Origin of the sequence: Streptomyces sp. 4N124 (assembly GCF_052245395.1) — a bacterium.
Lineage (GTDB): Bacteria > Actinomycetota > Actinomycetes > Streptomycetales > Streptomycetaceae > Streptomyces.
The window spans coordinates 19,883-42,589 of the sequence record NZ_JBQQBS010000021.1 but is presented as its reverse complement, the minus strand read 5'-3'; the positions used below and the strand labels follow the sequence as shown (position 1 = coordinate 42,589).

The following is a 22,707-nucleotide window of genomic DNA, read 5'->3' as shown; positions in this document are numbered from 1 at the left end:
GCCCTTGAGGCACGGTCGCACCATGCGTCGCAGATGACACACCTGGTGGGGATATAAACCACGCACCATCAGATATCGGTCGGTGGCCCCAATTGCTCGTTGCCGCATCCACATTCGACAGGAAGAATTGAGGTCCGCTCCCCGCACGGCTCGCCGTGATCCGGCAGGGCTCCGCTGCGGTGTGCGCTCCCCCGAATCCGACCCCGCCCGTAGTGTGGGCGCGTAGCCGAAGGGAGGACCGTGACCTTCGGATTCGCTCCGTCCCCCGCGGCATCCACGTCGTCCGACCTGTCCGCCGCGTCTGCCAACCCTCTGGCCCGCATGCTCGAACCCGCGGAGTGGGCCGCGGCCGGAATCCCCCTCCTGCGCGACCCACGGGAAGTTGTCAGCGGACTGCATTCCCGGCACCACCCCCGGCCGGCAACCGCCATCGTGGCCGTCCTCGACCCGGACGAACGGCTCTGCGCCAGTGCCTCCTTCGTCCGCAGCCCGGCCCCGGCCGACGGCTGGATGTTCCGCAACGTCCTGCTCGCCCAACTGCGCCGGGTCATCCCCCACGACCTGCGGCGCCGCACGCCGGTGCGCACCGCAGTGCTGCTGTACTGCCGTGAGGGCGACGCGCGTTGGACGGAGGAAGACGGCGCGTGGATGTGGGGGCTGCGTGACGCCTGCACTCTGCACGGGCTGCGCTGTGGGGCGTACATCACGCTGACCCGTGGCGGCTGGCAGGTCCTCGGCGAGGGCCGCGGCGGACGCCGACCCAGCGCAGATTCCACCCCGGAAGCCTTCGCCACGTCCGAGGCGCCACCGCCGAAGCGGCAGACCGGCGGAGCAGCGTCGGAGGTCCTGCGCCGCGCGGCGGCTCGCTGAGTGCGCGGTTCCCTGAGGAAACGCTGACGGAGCCTGACGGAACGTTTCGGCCGAGCCGACCATCGGTACGCTCCAGCCTCGACCCCACCGAATACCCCCGGGCCCGACCGCACGCCGCGCCAAGACGCCCCCACTCAGGGCGTGCACCTACACCCCAGAGCCGTGCAGGACAATCCCGCGGAGCCTGTACGACAGCCAGGATCACGGCCGCCCTCGATCGCCTCCCCGCCCGGAGTCAATGCCCCACGGAACACAAGCCGCACCGTCGCCTGCCCTGCCTCGCCGGTCCCAGGCCACGACACGAAAGCGGATCGCCCGTCTTGAAACCTGCGGCACGCGAGCCCCACAAGCCCCACTCACGTATGCACGCCAAACCCTCCACCGTGCAAACACCGCCGCGGCGACGTCACCACCGCCCCGCCGTCCCCCGGACGTTGCGGAACGGGCTCAGACGCCCGCGCCCAGCACCGAGTTGATCTGCTGCGGGTCGCCGCAGACGATCAACAGTGCGCCGGCCCGGGTGAGGGCCAGAGGGAGAGCGGCGGCGGCAGCGGCGTCGGGGCCGCCGTTGACAGCGACGACGACCACCGGACGCGAGGCAGCACGGCTCGCGACGGCGGCGTCCGCATAGAAGACGTCGTCACCGGAGTCGTGCTGCGCCCAATAGGCGGCTTCACCGAAGGACAGCTCGTGAGCGGCCCATGGATGCTGTTCGCCGGTGGTGATCACCAGCACGTCACTGGGGGCGCGACCCGAGTCCAGCAGCAGATCCACGGCCTCCTCGGCGGCGTCGAGGGCGCCTTCCACCGAGGCCGGGATCAGCTGGATCTGCGGAGTCGCCGGGGCCGCATCAGAGGCGGCATGGTCGGCCGGGCCCGACGGTCCGGGCTTGGCCACGTCTCGCGGCGTACGTTGCACCGGTGGCGTGGGCCTGAGGGGCCCGGGACGACCGGGGCGCGACGGAGCCGCGGGGCGGGGGCCGGGTACAGGACGGGGGGTCGGCGCGGTACGGCCACTGGCCGGAGTGGCGCGGGGACCCTGGGCACTCTCGTGAATCTGAGGCTCCTCGGGAATGAGAGGCATGAGCTGATATTTATCAAACGTTGGTACGGCTCGCGTCGGCGGGTGGCACATCAGTGCGAGCGGAATCGTCAGAAGTCGAAGCCGAGCTGCCCCTCGATCTCCGGAACGCTTCCGTCCACCCAGTTGCGGACCTTCTTGAGGTGCCGCCACTGGGGCAGCGCATCAAGATACGCCCACGACAACCGGTGGTACGGGGTGGGTCCCCGCTCCTCCAGCGCGGCCTTGTGCACGGGCGAGGGGTACCCGGCATTGTCCGCAAAACCGAAGTCTGCATGGTCGATGCCCAGTTCGGCCATCATTTTGTCGCGCTGAACCTTCGCGATCACCGAGGCCGCCGCAACCGCCACACAGGACTGGTCCCCCTTGATCACCGTGCGGACCTTCCAGGGCGCGCCAAGATAGTCGTGCTTCCCGTCGAGAATCACCGCTTCGGGACGGACCGGCAGGCTCTCCAGCGCACGCACCGCCGCCAGGCGCAGCGCGGCCGTCATGCCCAGTTCGTCGATCTCCTCCGGAGAGGCGTGCCCCAGGGCATACGAGGTCACCCACTTGAGGAGCACCTCGGCGAGTTCGGTACGGCGCTTGATGGTGAGCAGCTTGGAGTCGGTGAGGCCTTCGGGGGGCCGACGCAGTCCGGTGATCGCGGCGCAGACGGTGACGGGGCCGGCCCACGCGCCGCGCCCCACCTCGTCGACACCGGCAATGACCTTGGCTCCGGTCGTGGCGCGAAGGGAGCGCTCGACGGTGTGAGTAGGTGGTTCGTACGGCATGGCGCCCTTAGCCTACGCCGCCCGGATCCTCTGGCGACACCCCGGTTCACCTGGGGGACTTCACCATCCGCGAACCTCGCAGTCAGACCCCGTACGGCCGCAGCAGCGGGACCATCAGCTGGTCGACCATCTCCTCGATCTCATGATCATTCCATTCGCTTGCGCACATCTTCGATCGGTACATCATCATCGCCGGGATGGCATCGACGACGTATCCGTTGGCCGCGTCGGCTCGCACCTCGCCTCGCTCGATTCCACGGTCGATGACCTCTCGGAGCAACTGGATGGTCGGTTCCACGACACCCTTGATGATCACCCCATGGAAGCGCTCCGCCTGGATGTTGTCGCATTCGTGAATTACCGAACGCAAGGCGAAACCGGGCCTTGAGTACATCGCGTCGCGCGCTTGGCGACACAGCTGCAGCAGATCGTCGCGCACGCTCCCGAGGTTGGGCGCCGCCTCGAAGCTCGGCAGCCCGGCCCTCAGCGCATCCGCGACGAGATCCTCCTTGGACGGCCAGCGACGGTAGACCGCGGCCTTGCCGGTCTGGGCGCCCGCGGCGACGCCCTCCATCGTGAGGCCGTTCCAGCCGACCGTGCTGAGCTGATCCAACGCGGCGTCGAGGATTGCTCGTTCGAGCACGGCGCCGCGCCGGCGGAGGGAAGCCGTCTGTGCGGGGGCGGCCGTCCAGCGCGAAGTAACCATCTGATCGTCTCCAACGAACAGCGGAAGCGGTGATTCCGGAGAAGGGGGACATGCCGCGTGGCGTCAAAGGGGGAAACGCCTCGCGACACAAAGCTAAGTGAACGCTTGCGTTCACTGTCGGGGACTCACTACGGTTGTCGCGACAGTGAACGCGAGCGTTCACTAAGGCACTTGTGGGGGACCCATAGTGACAACCTCTCAGTTGATCAAGGATCAGAAGCCAGGTGCGGCACGCCGGGAAGGACATCCCGGTATCGCGCTCACCGTCATCGCGGCCTGCCAACTCATGGTGGTACTCGACGCGACGATTGTGAACATCGCTCTCCCGCACATTCAAGACGCACTCAGGTTCAGCACCACCGACCTCACGTGGGTGGTCAGCTCCTACACGCTCACCTTCGGCGGCCTGCTGCTGCTCGGCGGCCGGGCCGGAGACATCCTCGGCCGCCGCCGAGTGTTCATGACCGGCATCCTGCTGTTCACCTTCGCCTCGCTGCTCGGCGGACTCGCCCAGGAGCCCTGGCAGTTGCTGGCCGCGCGCGCCCTTCAGGGCGTGGGGGGCGCGATCGCGTCGCCGACCTCGCTGGCTCTCATCACCACCACGTTCCCCGAAGGCCCGGAACGGAACCGGGCGTTCGGAGTCTTCGCCGCCGTCTCCGCGGGCGGCGGCGCCGTCGGCCTGCTCGCCGGCGGCATGCTCACCGAGTGGCTCGACTGGCGGTGGGTGCTCTTCGTCAACGTACCGATCGGCGTTTTGATCGCTGTCCTCACGCCGTTGTACATCAGCGAGTCCGAACGGCACCCTGGGCGCTTCGACATCGCCGGCGCGCTCGCGTCGACGCTCGGCATGGCAGCGCTCGTCTACGGGTTCATCAGTGCGGCCGACGAGGGCTGGCAGGACAGCATGACGCTCGGCTCCTTCGGCGCCGCGGTCGTCCTGCTGCTTGCCTTCGCCTTCGTCGAGACCCGGGCAGCGGACCCGATCACCCCGCTGCGCATGTTCACCGACCGCAATCGGTCGGGCACGTACGTGATCATGCTGAGCCTGGCAGCGGCGATGTTCGGCATGTTCTTCTACATCGTGCTGTTCGTGCAGAACGTGCTGGGGTACAGCCCGATCGCGGCCGGTGTGGCCTTCCTGCCGGTGACAGTGGTGATCGCGATCGGCGCGGGACTGTCGCAACGGTTCCTGCCGGTGCTCGGCCCCAAGCCGTTCATGGTCGTCGGCTCGGCGCTCGCGGTGATCGGCCTGGTCTGGCAGACCTTGATCAGCTCCGACAGCTCGTACGTCGGCGGGGTGCTCGGGCCGATGCTGGTGTTCGGCTTCGGCATGGGCCTGAACTTCGTCACCCTGACGGTCACCGCGGTGTCCGGTGTCGCCCAGCATGAGGCCGGTGCGGCCTCCGGACTGCTCAACGCCACGCAGCAGGTGGGCGGTTCGCTGGGCCTGTCCATCCTGACGACGGTGTTCGGCTCGGCCAGCAAGGACGAGGCGGAGAAGCAACTGCCGAAGTTCATGGCCGACGGTTCGGCCGAGCAGAAGGCCGAGTTCGCCAAGACGCAGCAGTTGCCCGCGCCCTGGGGGCACGACGTGCTCACCCACGGCATTTCGATGGGCTTCGTCGCGGCAGCGTCGATGGCCGTACTGGCGCTGATCACTGCGTGGTTGGTGATCCGGGTCCGCAAGAGCGACCTGGAAGCCCTCGCAGGTACGTCGGGCCCTATAGCCGGCTGACCCGGTTCTGCCCGCACCGGGCACGATGTCAGGGGGCGCGATGTCGCGCCCCCTGACGGCACGTGGACGCCAGGGCATCACGGCCGCCGCGGCAAGCAGCCTGAACAGCATCGCCAAGAACTCCATGACCACCCCCGCACTCCTCGCGTGCCATCTGCATGCTCCGACTCATGCGTCGCACAGCAACTGCCACGACAACGAGCAGACGGTTACGCAGAGTTCCCGTCATACACAGAGAGTTTCCACCGAAGTTTTTCGAGGCGCTACGCCGACGCGGGCATCCACTCCGGTAGCGATTCCGTCCGCTCCACCCAGGCGCCGGGCGGTGTCCCCGCCTTCCCGGCGGCGATCACCCCGCCCACGATGGCGCAGGTCGTGTCCACGTCCCCGCCGACCTGGGCGGTGGTCCAGAACGCCTCTTCGTAGTCACCGAGGGCACGCGCGGCGGACCAGAGCGCGAACGGCACGGTGTCGTGCGCCGTTGTACGCCGCCCACAACCCAGCACCGCCGCCACCGTGGCCGCGTCGGCGTAGTCCAGCATGTCCCGGGCGCGCCGCAAGCCGGCTCCGACAGCGCTCTTGGGAACGAGCGCGATGACGCCGTCCAGGAGTACCTCGGCACTGGGCGGGCCGCCGGGGGCCGCGGCCATGGAGGCGGCAGCGGCGACGGCCATGGCGCCGACCACGGCCTCACGGTGCTGGTGCGTGGGGTACGCCGAGATCTCGGCCTGGTGGGTCGCCTGTTCCGGGTCGTCCGCGTACCAGGCGCCCAGAGGGGCGATCCGCATCGCGGCGCCGTTCCCCCAGGACCCCTGTCCGTTGAAGAGCGCAGCCGCGAGCTCACGCCAGTCGCCACCCTCACGGACCAGCCGCAGCAGACGGTTGACCGCCGGACCATATCCGCGGTCGAAGTCGTGGTGCTCGGCGAAGGAGCGGGCCAGGGCGTCCTGGTCGATGCGGTGGTGGGCGGCGAGGACGGCCACGACGGAGCACGCCATCTCCGTGTCGTCCGTCCACTGCCAGGGAGCTTCTGGCAGCTCGCGGCGCTTCAGCAGCGGGTAGTTCACCGGCACGAAGAACTGCGAGCCCAGGGCATCGCCGACCGCGAGTCCGCGCAGGCTGGCCAGGGCGCGGTCCAGGCGTCCGTCGGGAGAGGAGTCAGCGGTCATTGCTCTGCCACTCTATCCGGTGATCCCGTACGGTTCCGGATCTCGCCAGCGCTCGAACGGCCGGTCGAGCGAGTACTTGCCGTCCTCCCCGAGAACGAGCATCCGCATCTCCGCGTTCCCCGGATTCGACAGCGACTCGAATTCCGCGACCGTCCAGTGGAACCAGCGCATACAGAACAGCCGCATCGCCAGACCGTGAGTGACCAGCAGCACGTTCGGCGGATGGTCGGGGGCCTCGAAGCTGCGGTACAGGCTCTCCAGGAAGCCGCCGACCCGGTCGTACACATCCGCTCCGGACTCACCCTGGGCGAAGCGGTAGAAGAAGTGGCCGTACGCGTCCCGGTAGGCCTTCTGGAGTTGGACGTCGTCCCGGTCCTGCCAGTTGCCCCAGTCCTGTTCGCGCAGCCGGGGTTCCTCGCGCACGCGGACGAGCTCGGGGTCGAGGTGGAAGGCGCGGAACGTCTCGTGCGTACGGCGGTACGGAGAGACGTACACGCTGATGCGCTCGCGGCCGAACACCTCGCGCAGCCGTTTTCCCGTCTCCTCAGCCTGCCGCCAGCCCCGCTCGGTCAGCGCCAGGGCATGGTCGGGCTCGCGTTCGTACACGGTGTCATCAACATTGCCGGTTGACTCACCATGCCGGACAAGGACGATGCGCCGTGGTCGTGCCATGCCAAAACCCTAGATCGAGTGACGGCCCATCGAGCACTCGTACGGGCTCCATACAGCGTAGGTCACACATTTCTTGCGCCGTGGGCCACATTGGGCACACGAAGAGTGCGTCCAGATCTCAAACTATCCAGGCCGATTCCAACCCCACGATGTCACCTCTGAGGGCCGCGATGTCCGCCTCGGTCTGAGCACGCAGGGCGAGCCGCTCCACGCGCTCAGTGCGGTACTTGCCGTGTTCGGCGGCCGACTGCCACATCGACAGCACCAGGAACTCGTTCCCGGGCGCCTCACCGAACAGCCCGCGGATCATGCCGGGCGAGCCGGCCATCGCGGGGTTCCACACCTTCTCCTGCATCAGCATGAAGTGCTCGGCGCGGTCCTCGTGGACGCGGCAGTGGGCGACCCGGACCAGATCGGCGTCGGTGAAACGCGGCTCGAAGCCCGTTTTCACGTCGAAGCGATAGTCGAACAGCCTGACCTGGGCATCCTTGAACGTACCCGACTGGGCCGCCGCGAGCCGGTCGTGGGAACGGGCCATGAAGGAGTCGTAGAAGGCACGGCTCTCCCAGAAGGCGAAGATGTGCGCGACGGAGGGCCGCCCCCGACTCCAGCCTCCGCCCTGCCCTCGAAACCCCGGCTCCCCCAGAAGCCCCGCCCACTTTCGCTGCCCCCGCTCGAAGCCGCGGCGGTCCACCACGGTGCAGCGAATCCACTTGACCAGCACCGCGCCATCGTAAGGCCACGGAGCGTGGCCTCGGTCACGCTCGTGCGGAGCGCATCCGCGCACCTGCCCACGCGCGCGTGGCACGATGGACAACCAACCCTGACTGTCCGGCAGTTGGGGCAGGTCCACACGGGGAAGGTGACGTCTGGTGAACGGGCTCAGCAAGGGGATTCGGAAGGCCGAGGTCGCACTGAAGTGGGACCCGAGTCCTGCGGGGCAGCCGCCCACGGATCTGGACATCGTGGCCGCGACCTACTTGGCGAGCGATCCGTACGGCGATCCCGCTTATGCGGTGTACTTCGGCAGCCGCTCTCCCGACGGCACCATCACGCTCAACCGGGACAGCAAGGACGGCAAGGGCTTCGGCTGGGACGAGGTCATGACCCTGGAGCTCGACCGGCTCGACAGCCGGTACGCGCGCGTGGTCGTCGGCGTGATCATCCAACAGCGCCCCGCACACCGGACCTTCGTCAGCGTGCTCAAGCCGAACCTGCGTATCAGCGAGGGCTACGACGTCCTGGCCCAGGACGACTTCGGCGGGGTGCTCGCGGCGACAGCAGCAGCGGTCGGGGAGTTCGTGCGCGAAGGATCCGGCACATGGGACTTCCACGCGGGAATCCACGGCTTCGAGGACGACCCGGCCACGTTCACCCAGGTCATGGGGAAGACACGCTGGTCCTGAACAGCCCGGAGGGGCGCCGACCATGTGTCGGCGCCCCTCTGTTTCAGGGCCTGGCTGTCAACTGGGGTCAGCTGCAGCCGCTGGTCGAGCCGCAACCCTCGCAGATGTAGCAGGAGCCGGCCCGCTGCATCTTCGTACCGCAGGAGAAGCACAGCGGGGCGTCGGCCTGGATGCCCAGCTGCATCTCCACCAGCTCCGCGCTGGTGTGGGCCTGCTGCGGGGCGGGCTTGGCCGCCTCGATGACGGCCTTCGGTGTCGCTACGGCCTTCAGCTCCTGGGCGCGAGGCGCCGACTGGGCCAGACCCTCGACGTCGACCTCGTCGTCGGACGGCTCGTACGAACCGGTCTCCAGGTGACGCTGACGCTCCTCGGCGGAGTGGATGCCGAGCGCGGAGCGGGTCTCGAAGGGCAGGAAGTCCAGCGCCAGGCGGCGGAAGATGTAGTCGACGATCGACTGGGCCATCCGCACGTCCGGGTCGTCCGTCATACCCGCCGGCTCGAAGCGCATGTTCGTGAACTTCGAGACGTACGTCTCCAGCGGCACGCCGTACTGCAGACCCACCGAGACGGCGATCGAGAAGGCGTCCATCATGCCCGCGAGGGTCGAGCCCTGCTTGGACATCTTCAGGAAGACCTCGCCGAGACCGTCGTCCGGGTAGGAGTTGGCGGTCATGTAGCCCTCGGCGCCGCCGACGGTGAAGGAGGTCGTGATGCCGGGACGGCCCTTCGGGAGACGCTTGCGGACCGGGCGGTACTCGACCACCTTCTCGACCGCCTCGCGGATGGTCGCCTCGGTCTTCTCGGTGACCTCGACCTTCTCCTTCTCCTTCTTCTGCACGGAGAGGGGCTGGCCGACCTTGCAGTTGTCGCGGTAGACGGCGAGCGCCTTGACACCCATCTTCCACGCCTCGAAGTAGACCTCTTCGACGTCCTCGACGGTCGCCGTCTCCGGCAGGTTGACCGTCTTGGAGAGCGCGCCGGAGATCCACGGCTGGATCGCGGCCATCATGCGGACGTGGCCCATCGCGGAGATGGAGCGCTCGCCCATGGCGCAGTCGAACACCTCGTAGTGCTCGTGCTTGAGGCCCGGGGCGTCGATCACATTGCCGTGGTCGGCGATGTGGGCGACGATCGCCTCGATCTGCTCCTCCTGGTAGCCCAGGCGGCGCAGAGCCTGCGGAACGGTGCCGTTGACGATCTGCATCGAGCCGCCGCCGACCAGCTTCTTGAACTTGACCAGGGCGAGGTCCGGCTCAAGGCCGGTGGTGTCGCAGGACATCGCCAGACCGATGGTGCCGGTCGGTGCGATGACGGACGCCTGAGAGTTACGGAAACCGTTCTTCTCGCCAAGACGCAGCACGTCCTGCCAGGCCTCCGTGGCGGCGGCCCAGACCGGCGTGTCCAGGTCGTCCACGCGGACGGCCTTCTCGTTGGCGTCGGAGTGCTGCTTCATGACCCGCAGGTGCGGCTGCGCGTTGCGGGCGTAGCCGTCGTACGGCCCCACTACCGCGGCCAGTTCGGCGGAGCGCCTGTACGACGTACCGGTCATCAGGGAGGTGATGGCGCCGGCGAGGGAGCGGCCGCCGTCCGAGTCGTATGCGTGGCCGGTCGCCATCAGAAGGGCGCCGAGGTTGGCGTAGCCGATGCCGAGCTGGCGGAACGCGCGCGTGTTCTCGCCGATCTTCTGGGTCGGGAAGTCCGCGAAGCAGATGGAGATGTCCATCGCGGTGATGACGAGTTCGACGACCTTGGCGAAGCGCTCGGCTTCGAAGGACTGGTTGCCCTTGCCGTCGTCCTTCAGGAACTTCATCAGGTTCAGCGAGGCGAGGTTGCAGGACGTGTTGTCCAGGTGCATGTACTCGCTGCAGGGGTTCGAGCCGTTGATACGGCCGGACTCCGGGCAGGTGTGCCAGTGGTTGATGGTGTCGTCGTACTGGATGCCGGGGTCGGCGCAGGCCCAGGCGGCCTCGGCCATCTTGCGGAAGAGGACCTTGGCGTCGACCTCCTCGATGACCTCGCCGGTCATCCGGGCACGCAGGCCGAACTTGTCGCCGTTCTCCACGGCCTTCATGAACGCGTCGTTCACCCGGACCGAGTTGTTGGCGTTCTGGTACTGGACGGACGTGATGTCCTCGCCGCCCAGGTCCATGTCGAAGCCCGCGTCACGCAGGGCGCGGATCTTCTCCTCCTCCTTCACCTTGGTCTCGATGAAGTCCTCGATGTCGGGGTGGTCGACGTCGAGGATGACCATCTTGGCGGCGCGGCGGGTGGCGCCGCCCGACTTGATCGTTCCTGCGGAGGCGTCGGCGCCGCGCATGAAGGAGACCGGGCCGGAGGCGTTGCCACCGGAGGACAGGAGTTCCTTGGAGGAGCGGATACGGGACAGGTTCAGGCCGGCACCGGAGCCGCCCTTGAAGATCATGCCCTCTTCCTTGTACCAGTCGAGGATCGACTCCATGGAGTCGTCGACGGCCAGGATGAAGCAGGCCGAGACCTGCTGCGGCTGGGCCGTGCCCACGTTGAACCACACGGGGCTGTTGAAGCTGAAGATCTGGTGCAGGAGGGCGTACGCCAGCTCGTGCTCGAAGATCTCGGCGTCGGCGGGCGAGGCGAAGTACTTGTGGTCCTCACCGGCCTTCCGGTACGTCTTCACGATGCGGTCGATCAGCTGCTTGAGGCCGGTCTCGCGCTGCGGGGTGCCGACGGCACCGCGGAAGTACTTGCTGGTGACGATGTTGACCGCGTTCACCGACCAGAAGTCGGGGAACTCGACGCCACGCTGCTCGAAATTGACCGAGCCGTCGCGCCAGTTGGTCATGACGACGTCACGGCGCTCCCAGGCCACCTCGTCGTACGGGTGTACGCCGGGGGTCGTGTGGATGCGCTCGATACGCAGGCCCTTGCTCGCCTTGGTGCCCTTGGTTCGGGAACCTCGTGCCGGACCGCTCGCCGTCTCTGTCATGCCGCCTCCCTGTACGGGCTAAAACGCCCTGAAGTGCCACGATGTTCCCGTGGCACGGTGTTCTGTCTGGTGTTGCGGGCACCTCTCGCCGCCGCCCGCAACAGGTCTTCGCTCGCCGCCGACCGGCCGGCCCGGAGCCCTGGGGTCCGGGTCCGGTCCGCCTGTCAGTCGGCGGCGTTGGCGGGCACGGGGACCTGGGTGGTCCCCCCGGGCCCGCGATCGTCTTCCTGGCTCCCCGCGCGCGCGTCTTCGTCGTCGTCGGCGCCGGGACGTCGCATCTCTTCCCTGAGTTCCGCGATGGCGGCCTCGAAGTCCTCCAGCGAGTCGAACGCCCGGTAGACGGAGGCGAATCGCAGATAGGCGACGAGGTCGAGCTCCTGCAACGGGCCGAGTATGGCCAGCCCCACGTCATGGGTGGTCAGCTCGGCGCTTCCGGTGGCCCGCACCGCCTCCTCGACCCGCTGGCCGAGCTGGGCTAGCGCGTCCTCGGTGACAGGTCGTCCCTGGCATGCCTTGCGCACGCCGTTGATGACCTTGGTACGGCTGAAAGGCTCGGTGACTCCGGACCGCTTGACCACCATGAGCGAACACGTCTCCACGGTCGTGAAACGACGGGAGCAGTCCGGACACTGGCGGCGCCTGCGGATCGACGTGCCGTCGTCGGTCGTACGACTGTCGACGACACGGCTGTCGGGGTGCCTGCAGAAGGGGCAGTGCATGATCTTCCAACCCTCCTCACAGCAGACTCAATAGCCTCGAAAGACCACTTGGGCCCCTCGAAGCAGCCCCAAGCATAGGCGATGACCGAGGGCCCGAAGACCCGGGGGACCACAACTTCTGGGCTGCTGCTGCAATCCAACCACTAGATGTGGGGATTGGCCCATACATGCACGCCGTCCGCGCGTGTCGCACCCGCCGGGGCACATGCCGTACGGCAACACCGCCACGTCGGCACGCGTGCGTGCACAGCCGTACCGCCGAGGCACATGCGGGGATACCGTGGGCACCGCAGGGAGAGGTCGTGCGACTCCCGCACAGATGAGGGTCGGTTCCGTGTTGACCGGATGCCGGATGGCAGACTGGGGCAACGACCCAAGAGGTCGCTCCTCGGTGGCGAAGAGTACAACAATGGGCGCTTTTGTCCGCCAGGTGTCGCGTTAGCTATACACCCAGACACATGATCGCGGCGGGTGATTCGCGATTTTTCACTCGAACGTGTGTTTGGCGCAACCTTTCGAAAGCAACTACCGTTGTCCAGCAGGGAGACCATCGAGAGGGGCCGACGTGACCACCACCGCAGACAGTGCCACCATCACTGCCCAGGACCGCTCCCAGGGCCGACTCGAGCCGGTGCATGCGATGAACGAAGCCACCAATCCCGAGGGGCACAAGCGCTCCCTGCCGGGCCGACCTCCAGGGATCCGGGCGGACAGCTCGGGCCTCACAGACCGGCAGCGCCGCGTCATCGAGGTCATCAGGGACTCCGTGCAGCGGCGCGGCTACCCGCCGTCGATGCGCGAGATCGGGCAGGCCGTCGGCCTTTCCAGCACCTCCTCCGTCGCACACCAGCTGATGGCACTGGAGCGCAAGGGGTTCCTGCGCCGCGACCCACACCGTCCGCGCGCGTACGAAGTACGAGGCTCGGACCAGGCGGCCTCCGCGCAGCCCACGGACACCGCTGGCAAGCCGGCCGCGTCGTATGTGCCGCTGGTCGGCCGCATCGCCGCCGGTGGCCCGATCCTCGCCGAGGAGTCGGTCGAGGACGTCTTCCCCCTCCCCCGCCAATTGGTGGGTGACGGTGAGCTGTTCGTGCTGAAGGTCGTCGGCGACTCGATGATCGAGGCCGCGATCTGCGACGGCGACTGGGTCACGGTCCGCCGCCAGCCCGTCGCCGAGAACGGCGACATCGTGGCCGCCATGCTCGAGGGCGAGGCCACCGTCAAGCGCTTCAAGCGCGAGGACGGCCATGTCTGGCTCCTCCCGCACAACTCGGCGTACGAGCCGATCCCGGGCGACGACGCCACCATCCTCGGCAAGGTGGTGGCTGTGCTGCGGCGCGTGTGACGGCTGCGGCGGGCGGGCCGACCAGCCCGCCCCCTGACCGGGCCCCGGGACCCCTGCGCCGGTTCCGGGGCCCTGTGCTGTCCGGCTCCACCCCGACGGGCGGAGCCGGTTCTCATCCGGCCTCTTGCACAGCCGCCTGTTGCGCTGCCGCATCGATCGCGGCCAGCGACTTCCGGACCTGGTTGCCGTCCGTGGTGTACCAGAAGTCGGGCAGTGACGCCTTCAGATAGCCGCCGTACCGCGCGGTGGCCAGTCGCTGATCCAGTACGGCCACCACGCCGCGGTCTCCCGACGCCCGTACGAGGCGGCCGGCGCCCTGGGCCATGAGCAGGGCCGCGTGTGTGGCGGCGACTGCCATGAAGCCGTTGCCGCCGTTGTCCTCCACCGCCTTCTGGCGGGCGCTCATCAGCGGATCGTCAGGGCGCGGGAAGGGGATCTTGTCCATGACGACCAGCTGACAGCTCGGGCCGGGGACGTCGACCCCCTGCCACAACGACAGCGTGCCGAAGAGGCACGTCTTGGGGTCGGCTCCGAAGTTCTTGATCAGCTCACCGAGCGTCTCCTCGCCCTGGAGGAGGATCGGGAACTCGGGGATACGGGAGCGCAGTTCCTCGGCGGCCAGTTGGGCGGCCCGCATCGAGGAGAAGAGTCCCAGCGTACGGCCACCGGCCGCCTGGATCAGTTCGGTCAGCTCGTCCAGCATGTCCGCCCGGTCACCGTCGCGCGCGGGGCGGGACAGGTGCTTGGCGACGTACAGGATGCCTTGCTTGCGGTAGTCGAAGGGGGAGCCGACGTCGAGGCCCGTCCATTGAGGGAGATCGTCGCCCTCCGTGCCCTCGGGTGCCAGTCCCAGGGAGGCACCGACGCCGTTGAAGTCGCCGCCCAGCTTCAGGGTCGCGGAGGTCAGGACGACCGAGCGGTCGGTGAAGAGCTTCTCCCTGAGGAGGCCCGACACGGACATCGGGGCGACGCGCAGTGAGGCGCCGAAGCGGTCATGGCGCTCGTACCACACGACGTCCCACTCAGAGCCGTTGGTGATCCGCTCCGCCACGTCGTGCACGGCTTCCACGGAGGCCAGGGCCTGTTTGCGGACCGCGTCCTCATCCTGGACGGACTTGTCGCGGGTCCCTCCGATCGCGGAGATGACGGTGCGGGCAGCGTCGCGTAGTGCCATGAGCGCGTAGCCGAGATCCTCGGGGATCTCTTCGAGACGACCAGGCAGGGCCAGTTCCATCAGCCGCTCGAAGCCCTCAGCGGCGGTCTGGAGCTGGTCGGCGGCCTTCTCGTTGACGAGCTTCGCTGCGCGCCGCACCGCGCGGTTGACCTGGCCGGGGGTGAGCTCACCGGTGGCCACGCCGGTGACGCGGGAGACCAGTTCATGCGCCTCGTCCACGATCAGCACCTCGTGCTGGGGAAGGACCGGGGCGCCCTCGATGGCGTCGATCGCGAGCAGTGCGTGGTTGGTGACGACGACTTCGGCGAGCTTGGCGCGCTCGCGGGCCATCTCGGCGAAGCATTCGGCACCGTAGGCGCATTTCGTGGCACCCAGGCATTCCCTCGACGAGACCGAAATCTGCGCCCAGGCGCGGTCGGACACGCCGGGGGTGAGGTCGTCGCGGTCACCGGTCTCCGTGTCCTGGGACCAGTCGCGCAGCCTGAGCAGATCCTGGCCCAGCTTGCTGGTGGGTGCGGCTGCCTCGAACTGGTCGAAGAGGCCCTCTTCCTCGTCCTGCGGAACGCCTTCGTGGAGACGGTGCAGACACAGGTAGTTGGATCTGCCCTTGAGCATCGCGAACTCCGGACGGCGGCGCAGCAGCGGGTGCAACGCATCGACCGTGCGCGGCAGATCCCGCTCCACGAGCTGGCGCTGCAGTGCGAGCGTGGCGGTCGCCACGACCACGCGCTCCCCGTGCGCGAGCGCGGGCACGAGATAGCCGAGCGACTTTCCGGTGCCGGTGCCGGCCTGGACCAGCAGATGGGAGCCGTCGTCGATTGCCTTCGCGACGGATTCGGCCATGGTCACCTGACCGGGGCGCTCCGTACCGCCGACGGCAGTGACGGCAGCATGCAGGAGTTCGGGGAGTGAGGGCTTCGTCATAGCGCGACCACCCTACGGCCCACCACTGACAAACGAGCGGTCAAGGCGGGGCGAGGGTCTGGATCAAGACCGTGGGCTGCTCGGTTGGAGATCGGATCGGTTCGGTTGCCGGTCGGGGCTGACCTGATCGGGGCGGAGAGGGGTCACAGATGGCTCGGATCGGTTCGGATGTGGGCAGGGGCGGGTTTGGTCGCGTGGGCAGCTGCGGGCGCGATTCTTCGGAAAGTCGGGGTGCTGCCGGGTCGGGTATGCAGGAACGATGCCGGTCCGTGGTGAAGCACCGACCGGTCGAGCCGAGGTAGCGCGTCGATGGCCGAAGACCGGCCCCGGTTCGCGGCATCGACCAGCCTTGGGCAGGCGCGGACCGGTCTTGAGCAGGGAGCCCATCGGCGTCAGGCAGACCGGCCGCCGACCGAATCGGTCCGACGGGAGCGGGAACCGGATCGGCTCGGGCGGTGTACCAAAAGTGACAGCGTGATGGCGCTGCGCTACAGCAGATGGCGAAGGGAACGGTCTCGGACCATCAGGGCGGCCCGCTTGGCAGGCAGCTCGATCTCGGCGGAGAACCGGAAGCCTGCGCTCAGGAATGCGGCTACGGAGGGGGTGTTGCGAAGATCGGGTTCCGCGACGACGCGTGCGCAGGCGGGCCGCTTGTCGAGCGCGAGGTCGGCGACGGCTCTGAGCAGGGTGCCGCCGAGTCCCCGCCCGCGATCGGCGACTCGACCAATGAGGAGGTGGATTCCAGTGTCGTGAGGTCGAGCGGGATAGTGGCGGGCCAGCGGGTCGAGGTCCGCTCGGTAGACCTCCCAGTAGCTCATCGGCGTGCCCTCCAGCACGCCGAGGCAGGGGATGCTGCGTCCGTCTCCGGCGAACTGGGCACGCACATGGTCCTCGGTAGTGTTCTGGGCGCCCTCCAGCCCCCAGAATGCTGCCACGGCAGGGTCGTTCATCCAGCGGCTGACGAGCGGCAGATCCTGCTCCGGGTCCACCGGGACGAGCCGGAACACGCCTGCTGGTGTGACGGTCGGCCCCCAGTCGGCGACGTGGTCGAGCAGGTCGTCGTCGGCCTGTACGGAAGAGACGGAATGAGGCGCGTCCCCACCGCGGCTCCGCTTCCCATCCGTGCCGGCCCGCCACCCCGCCGCGGCACGCTCAAGCGCATCCGCTTGCCTGCTGGGGTGGGCCAGCCCGTGAGCGGCGGCAGGCCGGTCGGCGTCGGCCCGATCCTGCGCGTCCGTCTGCCGGTCACAGTCGCCGTGCTGCCCGTCGTCCGCCTGCCTCCCGGCGTCGGCCTGCTCCCGTGCGCCGGACTGCGCCCCGGTGTCAGCCTGCTCGCGCACATCGGTCTGCTCCTCCGGGAGGGCCCGTTCCTCCGCAGCCGCACGTTCCTGCGCGAAAAGGGCGATGAACTCCTCGGGCAGGCGCAGGTCGAGGGTGTCCTCGCAGTCCGCCTCCGAGCAGGCGTCCGTCCCGGTCCTGCTCTCGTCAGCATCAGGGCTCGGACGGGTGGCGCTCTCGTCGGCGGTGGCGGGACCAACGTCAGTGACGGCTGCGGTACCGGCGTCGGCGCTCGCGTCGGTGGGAGGCATTGTGACGCTCCTCTCAGGAGAAGGGGCGGGGCATGTTCCTCGGAAGTGAAGGGAGTTGGTGATGGTCAGAAATGGAGGGGGTTGGCGATGGTGACGTAGACGGACTGGGTGTCGATCGGGCCGATCAGCTCGTCGAGACCGTGCAGCCGGGTCAGCAGGTTGGCCTTGCAGCGCAGCACGGGTGAATCGAGCAGTTGGGCGGGCAAGGAGCTGCGCAAGCGGGCTGGGCCGACAGCGACCTCGCCGAGGAAGCGGCGGAAGGCGGCGAGCAACAGCTGCTCGTCGACGAGGCGCTGGGAGCCGAACGCACCGATGAGGCCGAGCACGTTGTTGATCGCCAGGTAGTAGGCGAAGCGCTCGTCGGCGACGTCGTCGGAGACGAAGGTGTCGCTGTGCCGGCCGACGCCGGGCAGCCGGGCCTCGAGTTCCGCGCGCCGGGACTCACGGAAGTAGTAGCCCTGGTTGTCGCGGTAGCGGCCGCCGGTCGGCCAGCCGTCGGCGTCCAGCAGAAGCAGCGTGTTCTGTTGGTGTGCCTCCAGTGCGATGCCTGCCTCCGCGTCCAGCCACAGGACGGGTCGGACGACCTGCTCGAGGTAGCGGAGGAACCACTCGGCGGCAACCGCGCCGAGAGGTCGGCCGGTCCGGTCGGCGAGACGCGTGACCACTTCTGCCAGACGGGACTCGACGCATGGCCACCGCGATGGTGCTCCGCCGGACTCGGAGCTGCCTGCGACCGTGTCCGAGGGAGGGTACGGCCGGAGGGAGACAAGTGCTGCGACGCAGGAGACGTCGTCCGAAGGGCTGAACGGGTTGTGCCGGATCATCACGTCGAGGCCGGGCACGGGGTTGCCGTCCAGCGTGTTGACGGCGAGCCAGGCAGGGTCGCGGACGATGTCGAAGCCCGGGTGGACCGCCTGCCACTGCTTGGCCAGGCCGCTGCGTAGCAGCCGGTGGACCTCGACGCCGCGGTGGAGCTCCTTGCGGAGGTTCTCCCGGCGGGAGTTGGTGATGCGCAGGCCCAGAGACAGCTTGAGCATCGCGGGGGCGTCGGAACGGTAGACGGTTCGCACGGAGGAGGTGGGATGCCACGGGGTGCCGTGATCTCCGAGGTCGCGGAGCAGGCCTGCGTCGAGCAGAGCGGCGGTCTCGGGGCGTCCGTGGACTTCGCGCAGTTGCCAGGGGTGCAGTGGGAGGGCGGCATGGCCGTCGGGCAGGGGCAGATCCGCCTCGGCCAGTCGTGCGGTGAGCTGCAGGGCCGGGACAGGGCGGCCTCGTTCGGTCCAGGCGGAGTCGCTGGCCAGGACGGAGGGGGCGACAGCCAGCCAGTGCAAGGAGAAGGAGCCGCGCAACTCGGGTGAGTACCACCGCGCTTCGCGCTCGGAGAGACCTTCGCGGCTCTTGGGGGTCGGGTGCAGTGGGTGGCCGAGGAGGAGCGCTTGTTCAGCCGCGAGGAAGAGGTCGGGCACGTCGGAAGGGTGTTGCCGACGGTCATTGATGAAGGAGGTGGTCAGGCGGACGGAGTCGGCGACACGGGAGACGAGGTCGGTGCGGCTGGCTGCGTCGGTCGTGGTGCGATCGGTTGGGTCGGGGGTGGTGCGATCGGCTGCCTCGGGGGCGGTGCGATCGCCAGTGCCAGGGATGGTGCGCCCGTCTGCATCGGAAGCGGCTCTCTGGAAAGGGCCGGGGCTCGACTCGGCAGCCCTGGCTGGCAGATCGGTCGTTCCCGCCACCGCCACCGCCACCGCCACCGGAGATGTCTCCCTGGTGAGCAGGGCCGCGACCGTGACCGCGTCGGCCGGTGGAGATGCCTCCGGGGCGTCGGCAAAGCGGGGAAGGCCGAAGCGGTGGCAGCCCGTCGGGGACCAGTAGTGGACGGGGACGAGCAGGGCCGTGCCGCTGGCCGGCAGGGGGATGCGGAGGGTGCCGTTGTCGGGAGAGGGGAGGTTGGTCTCGCGTACCCAGCAGCGCAGCAGGTTCTCCACGGCCGCGGACTGAGCCGCCGTATGCGGGTCGGGATGTTCCAGGAGGTCAGCGGTGCCCTCGTGCGGTCTTCCGGCGGCAAAGGCTGCGTCTTGTTCGGGATGGCGTTCCCCATCGGGAGCCCCGCCCTGTTCCGGGACCCGTTCCGGGCGCTCGGCCGATGACTGGGAGGTCGGCTGGGCCGTGGCCGTCAGGGGAGATCCAGGTTCGGCGGGGCCTGACAGATCCGTGAGGGCGTGGGCGCCGGGTGTGGGAATGGTGTTCAACGCTGTTCCTCGTGAGGCGGTTCTGGCTCGTTGCGCGACGAGCCCTGGAGGTGAGATGGCATGGGTGAAAGACCCGGGGGGCGAATCGGTGCCCGTGCAACGGCGGACGCACGGATATTCAGGCGAGCCCGCCCCGGGGCGCCGGACTACCCCGTTCGCTCGACGGGGTCGCCCTCACGTCGGCGCGACTGGTCCTCCTCGTCGGGACGGATGACGATCGCGGGCCACCGCGGCCACCGCATCGGCCAGTCGGTCCAGCACCGCGGTCGCCTGCTCGTCGCTGATCGTCAGCGGTGGCAGGAGCCGTACGACGCTCGAGTGCCGGCCACCGAGCTCGACGATCAGGCCGCGGCGCAGGCACTCCCGCTGTACGGCGGCCGCGAGTTCGGGAGCAGCCGGGCGAGGATCGCGAAGGGGTGCCTGCGCGTCCGCAGGGTCAACTGCCCTGACGGCGCGGTCATGCGAGGAATCCGTGTGCGCCTCACCGTCAGTACTCGGTTCCGCCTCCGCGCCCGCCTCCGGGTCCACCACCTCGACGCCGATCATCAGCCCTCGCCCCCGCACATCACCGACGCAGAAGAACTCATCAGCAAGGGAGCGAAGTTGGGAAAGCATCCGGGTGCCGAGGTCGGCCGCCCGTTCGGCGAGGCGGTTCTCGCGGACGTGGGCCAGCGTCGCCGTCCCCGCTGCCATGGCGAGTTGGTTGCCGCGGAAGGTGCCTGCGTGGGCGCCGGGTTCCCAGACGTCGAGGTCGTCGCGGTAGACCACAAGTGCCAGAGGCAGGCTGCCGCCGATGGCCTTGGAGAGGACCATCACGTCGGGGGTGACTCCACTGTGCTCGACCGCCCAGAAGGCACCGGTGCGCCCGACGCCCGTCTGGACCTCGTCGGCGATCAGCGGGATGGACCGGGCGGCGGTGATCTCCCGCATACGGCGCATCCAGGTGTCGGGCGCGGGGATGACCCCGCCCTCGCCCTGCACGGGTTCGAGGATCATCCCGGCGGGGCGCGGGACGCCGGACTTGGGGTCGTCGAGGACGGACTCGGTCCAGCGGGCGGCGAGTTCGGCACCGTGTGCGCCGCCGATGCCGAAGGGACAGCGGTAGTCCTGCGGGTAGGGCAGCCGTGTGACCCGAACGTCGAAGGCGTGCCCGGACGCTTCGAGGGCGCCGGCGGTCATCCCGTGGTAGGCACCGGTGAAGGCGAGCATCCCGGTGCGCCCGGTGGCGGACCGTACGAGCTTGAAGGCGGCCTCCACCGCGTCCGTGCCGGCCGGTCCGCAGAACTGCACGCGCGCGTGGTCGGCGAGGCCGGGCGGCAGGGTGTGGAACAGCTCCGTGATGAACGCGTCCTTGACAGGCGTCGCCAGGTCGAGGACGTGCAGCGGTGCGCCGGAGTCGAGCACCTTGCGGATGGCCTCCAGGACGACCGGGTGGTTGTGCCCCAGGGCAAGGGTTCCGGCGCCGGAGAGACAGTCGAGGTAACGGCGTCCGTCCGCACCCTCGATGGTCATCCCGCGTGCCCGCACGGGCACGATCGGCAGGGCACGCGCATAGGTGCGTGCCGCCGACTCGCGTGCCGACTGGCGCCGCAGGATCCCCTCGTGCACGGAGCGCGTCCCCGCGGCATGACGCGCCGCAGACACCCCCGCCGGCTCTGCAGTCCCCCCGGGCGCAGACTCGGTCACGGTCACGACTCCCTGTCCTCCCGCTGTCCAGGGGCGCCCGGCTCCCGGCATCAACCGCCCGACACCCGACACCCGGCATTCTTCGCACACTTGGCCATGCGCACTCAGCACTGGGGACCGCACACGCGGACAGCAGGCCGCCCCCCACCGCTACCAACCGCGCACTGCTGACCGGGTTACGGGTTGCCTCAAGATCCTTCCCGTGACGGAACTGTTGCTGTTCCGTCGGAAGTCCCCCACAGCGAGCGCATAGTGTGAGTTGCCGTTCCTGGACGCCGTGGCGTCAGCCGGCATCAAGTGGGCTTCGCGCGAGAGCACGCCGCAGCGCCGAATTCGTTTACCTCAGGGGGAGTCAGATCATGCGATCGACAAGGCCTTCGTTCACCGCTCGCCGAGAAGGGAGCGCGCGCCGCAGAACCTCCCCCGTACTGGCCGCCGTTGCGCTCGCCTCCGCACTCGTGCTCACCGCGACCGCCTGCGGCTCGGGCGACGCCGACGCGGGCGGCCAGGCCTCGGCCTCCGCCGAGGGCGACGGCAAGATCACGATCCCGGACGACATCAAGGACCGGCTCAAAGAGCACGGGATCGACATAGACAACTGGAAGAACGGCGCCTGGAAGAACTGGAACAAGGACGACTGGCTCCGTGAGGCCGAGGATTTCGTCAACCCCATCATCGAGGACCTGTGGAACCCGGACCGGATGCGGGACGCCGAAGAGCCGGACCAGGGTGTCGACGACAGCGACCTCGCCGGTGACCAGGGCGTGACCGACCCGACGCCCGAGCCGGTGGACGCCAAGGCCGTACCGCCTACGTACCACGACAATGCCGCCACGGCAGGAAAGGTGTTCTTCGACTCCCCCGAGGGCACGATGGTCTGCTCGGCGACTGTCGTGGAGGATCCGGCCAACCCCGGCAAGTCCAACATGGTGTGGACGGCGGGCCATTGTGTGCACGCGGGCAAGAGCGGCGGCTGGTACCGCAACATCGCGTTCGTGCCGTCGTACAACGACTCGGGCAAGTCGGCCGCGGAGTTGGAGAACGCCACCAAGGAGGAGGTCGCTCCCTACGGTGTCTGGTGGGGCGACTGGGCGCAGACTTCAGATCAGTGGATCGAGCAGGGTGGTGCGACGGGCGGGGACGGCGCGTCGTACGACTTCGCCGTCATCCATGTGACGCCCGAGAGCGGCGACGGCAAGTCGCTGGAGGAGACGGTCGGTTCGGCGCTGCCGGTGGACTTCGAGGCTCCGGCCGTGCAGCAGGTGGAGAGCATCACGGCGACCGGGTACCCGGCGGGGGCGCCGTTCGACGGCCAGACTCTGTACCAGTGCCAGGACAAGCCCGGCCGGCTGTCGATCAACGCCTCCGACCCGACCATGTACCGCATCGGCTGCACCATGACCGGCGGTTCGTCCGGCGGCGGCTGGGTCACCACGAGTGCGGACGGCGAGGAGACCCTGGTGTCCAACACCTCGATCGGCCCGGTGACCGCGGGCTGGCTGGCAGGTCCGCGACTGGGTGAGCAGGCCAAGGGCGTGTACGACTCGGTGAGCGAGAAGTTCGCCGGCCAGTGATGTGAGACGGCGGTGGCGTGCCACCAGGAATCTTTCACCTATGAGCAAGGCGTACGGCGGTCAATGACCCGGCAGCG

Annotated in this window: 17 protein-coding genes; 5 read left to right on the top strand and 12 right to left on the bottom strand. The window is 68.7% G+C overall.

Annotated elements, in window-relative coordinates; all coding sequences use genetic code 11:
* Positions 1–240 precede the first annotated feature (240 nt).
* On the top strand, positions 241–870 hold the full coding sequence (locus tag ACTWQO_RS22060; RefSeq protein ID WP_443239051.1) for a hypothetical protein: 630 nt from the start codon (positions 241–243) through the stop codon (positions 868–870).
* 447 nt (positions 871–1,317) lie between these two features.
* Here the strand turns inward: ACTWQO_RS22060 and ACTWQO_RS22055 are convergent, their stop codons facing one another.
* The 3 genes from ACTWQO_RS22055 to ACTWQO_RS22045 form a co-directional block, all read right to left on the bottom strand.
* The gene (locus tag ACTWQO_RS22055) at positions 1,318–1,953 is read right to left on the bottom strand and encodes a hypothetical protein (RefSeq protein ID WP_443239050.1); all 636 of its coding nucleotides are present in this window, start codon (positions 1,951–1,953) and stop codon (positions 1,318–1,320) included.
* A 68-nt stretch (positions 1,954–2,021) separates the two neighbouring features.
* Positions 2,022–2,723 carry a ribonuclease HII gene (locus tag ACTWQO_RS22050; RefSeq protein WP_443239049.1) on the bottom strand — a complete coding sequence of 234 codons (702 nt, stop codon included), beginning with the start codon at positions 2,721–2,723 and terminating at the stop codon, positions 2,022–2,024.
* Positions 2,724–2,805: 82 nt separating this feature from the next.
* Complete coding sequence (locus ACTWQO_RS22045) at positions 2,806–3,429, bottom strand: TetR/AcrR family transcriptional regulator (RefSeq protein WP_443239048.1); 624 nt, start codon at positions 3,427–3,429, stop codon at positions 2,806–2,808.
* Positions 3,430–3,616: 187 nt separating this feature from the next.
* Here ACTWQO_RS22045 and ACTWQO_RS22040 point away from each other — a divergent pair, with 187 nt between their 5' ends.
* Positions 3,617–5,164: an MFS transporter gene (locus ACTWQO_RS22040; protein WP_443239047.1), complete on the top strand. Its 1,548-nt coding sequence runs from the start codon at positions 3,617–3,619 to the stop codon at positions 5,162–5,164.
* Between the two features lie 263 nt (positions 5,165–5,427).
* Here the strand turns inward: ACTWQO_RS22040 and ACTWQO_RS22035 are convergent, their stop codons facing one another.
* From ACTWQO_RS22035 to ACTWQO_RS22025, 3 genes are all read right to left on the bottom strand, one after another.
* Positions 5,428–6,333 carry an ADP-ribosylglycohydrolase family protein gene (locus tag ACTWQO_RS22035; RefSeq protein WP_443239046.1) on the bottom strand — a complete coding sequence of 302 codons (906 nt, stop codon included), beginning with the start codon at positions 6,331–6,333 and terminating at the stop codon, positions 5,428–5,430.
* Positions 6,334–6,345: 12 nt separating this feature from the next.
* A complete protein-coding gene (locus ACTWQO_RS22030) occupies positions 6,346–7,005 on the bottom strand; it encodes a histidine phosphatase family protein (RefSeq protein WP_301984771.1) in 660 nt (219 codons plus the stop codon).
* A 118-nt stretch (positions 7,006–7,123) separates the two neighbouring features.
* Positions 7,124–7,729: a YdbC family protein gene (locus ACTWQO_RS22025; RefSeq protein WP_443239131.1), complete on the bottom strand. Its 606-nt coding sequence runs from the start codon at positions 7,727–7,729 to the stop codon at positions 7,124–7,126.
* Between the two features lie 148 nt (positions 7,730–7,877).
* Here ACTWQO_RS22025 and ACTWQO_RS22020 point away from each other — a divergent pair, with 148 nt between their 5' ends.
* Positions 7,878–8,411, top strand: coding sequence for a TerD family protein (locus ACTWQO_RS22020; protein WP_443239045.1), 534 nt, complete (start codon positions 7,878–7,880; stop codon positions 8,409–8,411).
* Positions 8,412–8,478: 67 nt separating this feature from the next.
* On the opposite strand, the gene ACTWQO_RS22015 is transcribed toward ACTWQO_RS22020, so the two are convergent.
* Positions 8,479–11,373 (bottom strand): vitamin B12-dependent ribonucleotide reductase, encoded by a 2,895-nt coding sequence (locus tag ACTWQO_RS22015; RefSeq protein WP_443239044.1) that lies wholly within the window; start codon positions 11,371–11,373, stop codon positions 8,479–8,481.
* Between the two features lie 164 nt (positions 11,374–11,537).
* Positions 11,538–12,092, bottom strand: coding sequence for a transcriptional regulator NrdR (nrdR, locus tag ACTWQO_RS22010; RefSeq protein WP_210576854.1), 555 nt, complete (start codon positions 12,090–12,092; stop codon positions 11,538–11,540).
* Positions 12,093–12,657: 565 nt separating this feature from the next.
* On the opposite strand from nrdR, the gene lexA reads away from it, so the two are divergent.
* Positions 12,658–13,437, top strand: coding sequence for a transcriptional repressor LexA (gene lexA, locus ACTWQO_RS22005; RefSeq protein WP_443239043.1), 780 nt, complete (start codon positions 12,658–12,660; stop codon positions 13,435–13,437).
* Positions 13,438–13,549: 112 nt separating this feature from the next.
* Here the strand turns inward: lexA and ACTWQO_RS22000 are convergent, their stop codons facing one another.
* The 4 genes from ACTWQO_RS22000 to ACTWQO_RS21985 form a co-directional block, all read right to left on the bottom strand.
* Positions 13,550–15,535, bottom strand: a complete 1,986-nt coding sequence (locus tag ACTWQO_RS22000; protein WP_443239042.1) for an ATP-dependent DNA helicase — start codon at positions 15,533–15,535, stop codon at positions 13,550–13,552.
* Between the two features lie 488 nt (positions 15,536–16,023).
* Entirely contained in the window at positions 16,024–17,124 is a 1,101-nt protein-coding gene (locus ACTWQO_RS21995) for a GNAT family N-acetyltransferase (RefSeq protein WP_443239041.1), read from the bottom strand.
* Positions 17,125–17,189: 65 nt separating this feature from the next.
* Positions 17,190–19,370: an IucA/IucC family protein gene (locus ACTWQO_RS21990; protein ID WP_443239040.1), complete on the bottom strand. Its 2,181-nt coding sequence runs from the start codon at positions 19,368–19,370 to the stop codon at positions 17,190–17,192.
* Positions 19,371–19,544: 174 nt separating this feature from the next.
* The gene (locus tag ACTWQO_RS21985; RefSeq protein ID WP_443239039.1) at positions 19,545–21,062 is read right to left on the bottom strand and encodes a diaminobutyrate--2-oxoglutarate transaminase family protein; all 1,518 of its coding nucleotides are present in this window, start codon (positions 21,060–21,062) and stop codon (positions 19,545–19,547) included.
* Positions 21,063–21,415: 353 nt separating this feature from the next.
* On the opposite strand from ACTWQO_RS21985, the gene ACTWQO_RS21980 reads away from it, so the two are divergent.
* A complete protein-coding gene (locus ACTWQO_RS21980) occupies positions 21,416–22,630 on the top strand; it encodes a trypsin-like serine peptidase (protein WP_443239038.1) in 1,215 nt (404 codons plus the stop codon).
* Positions 22,631–22,707 lie beyond the last annotated feature (77 nt).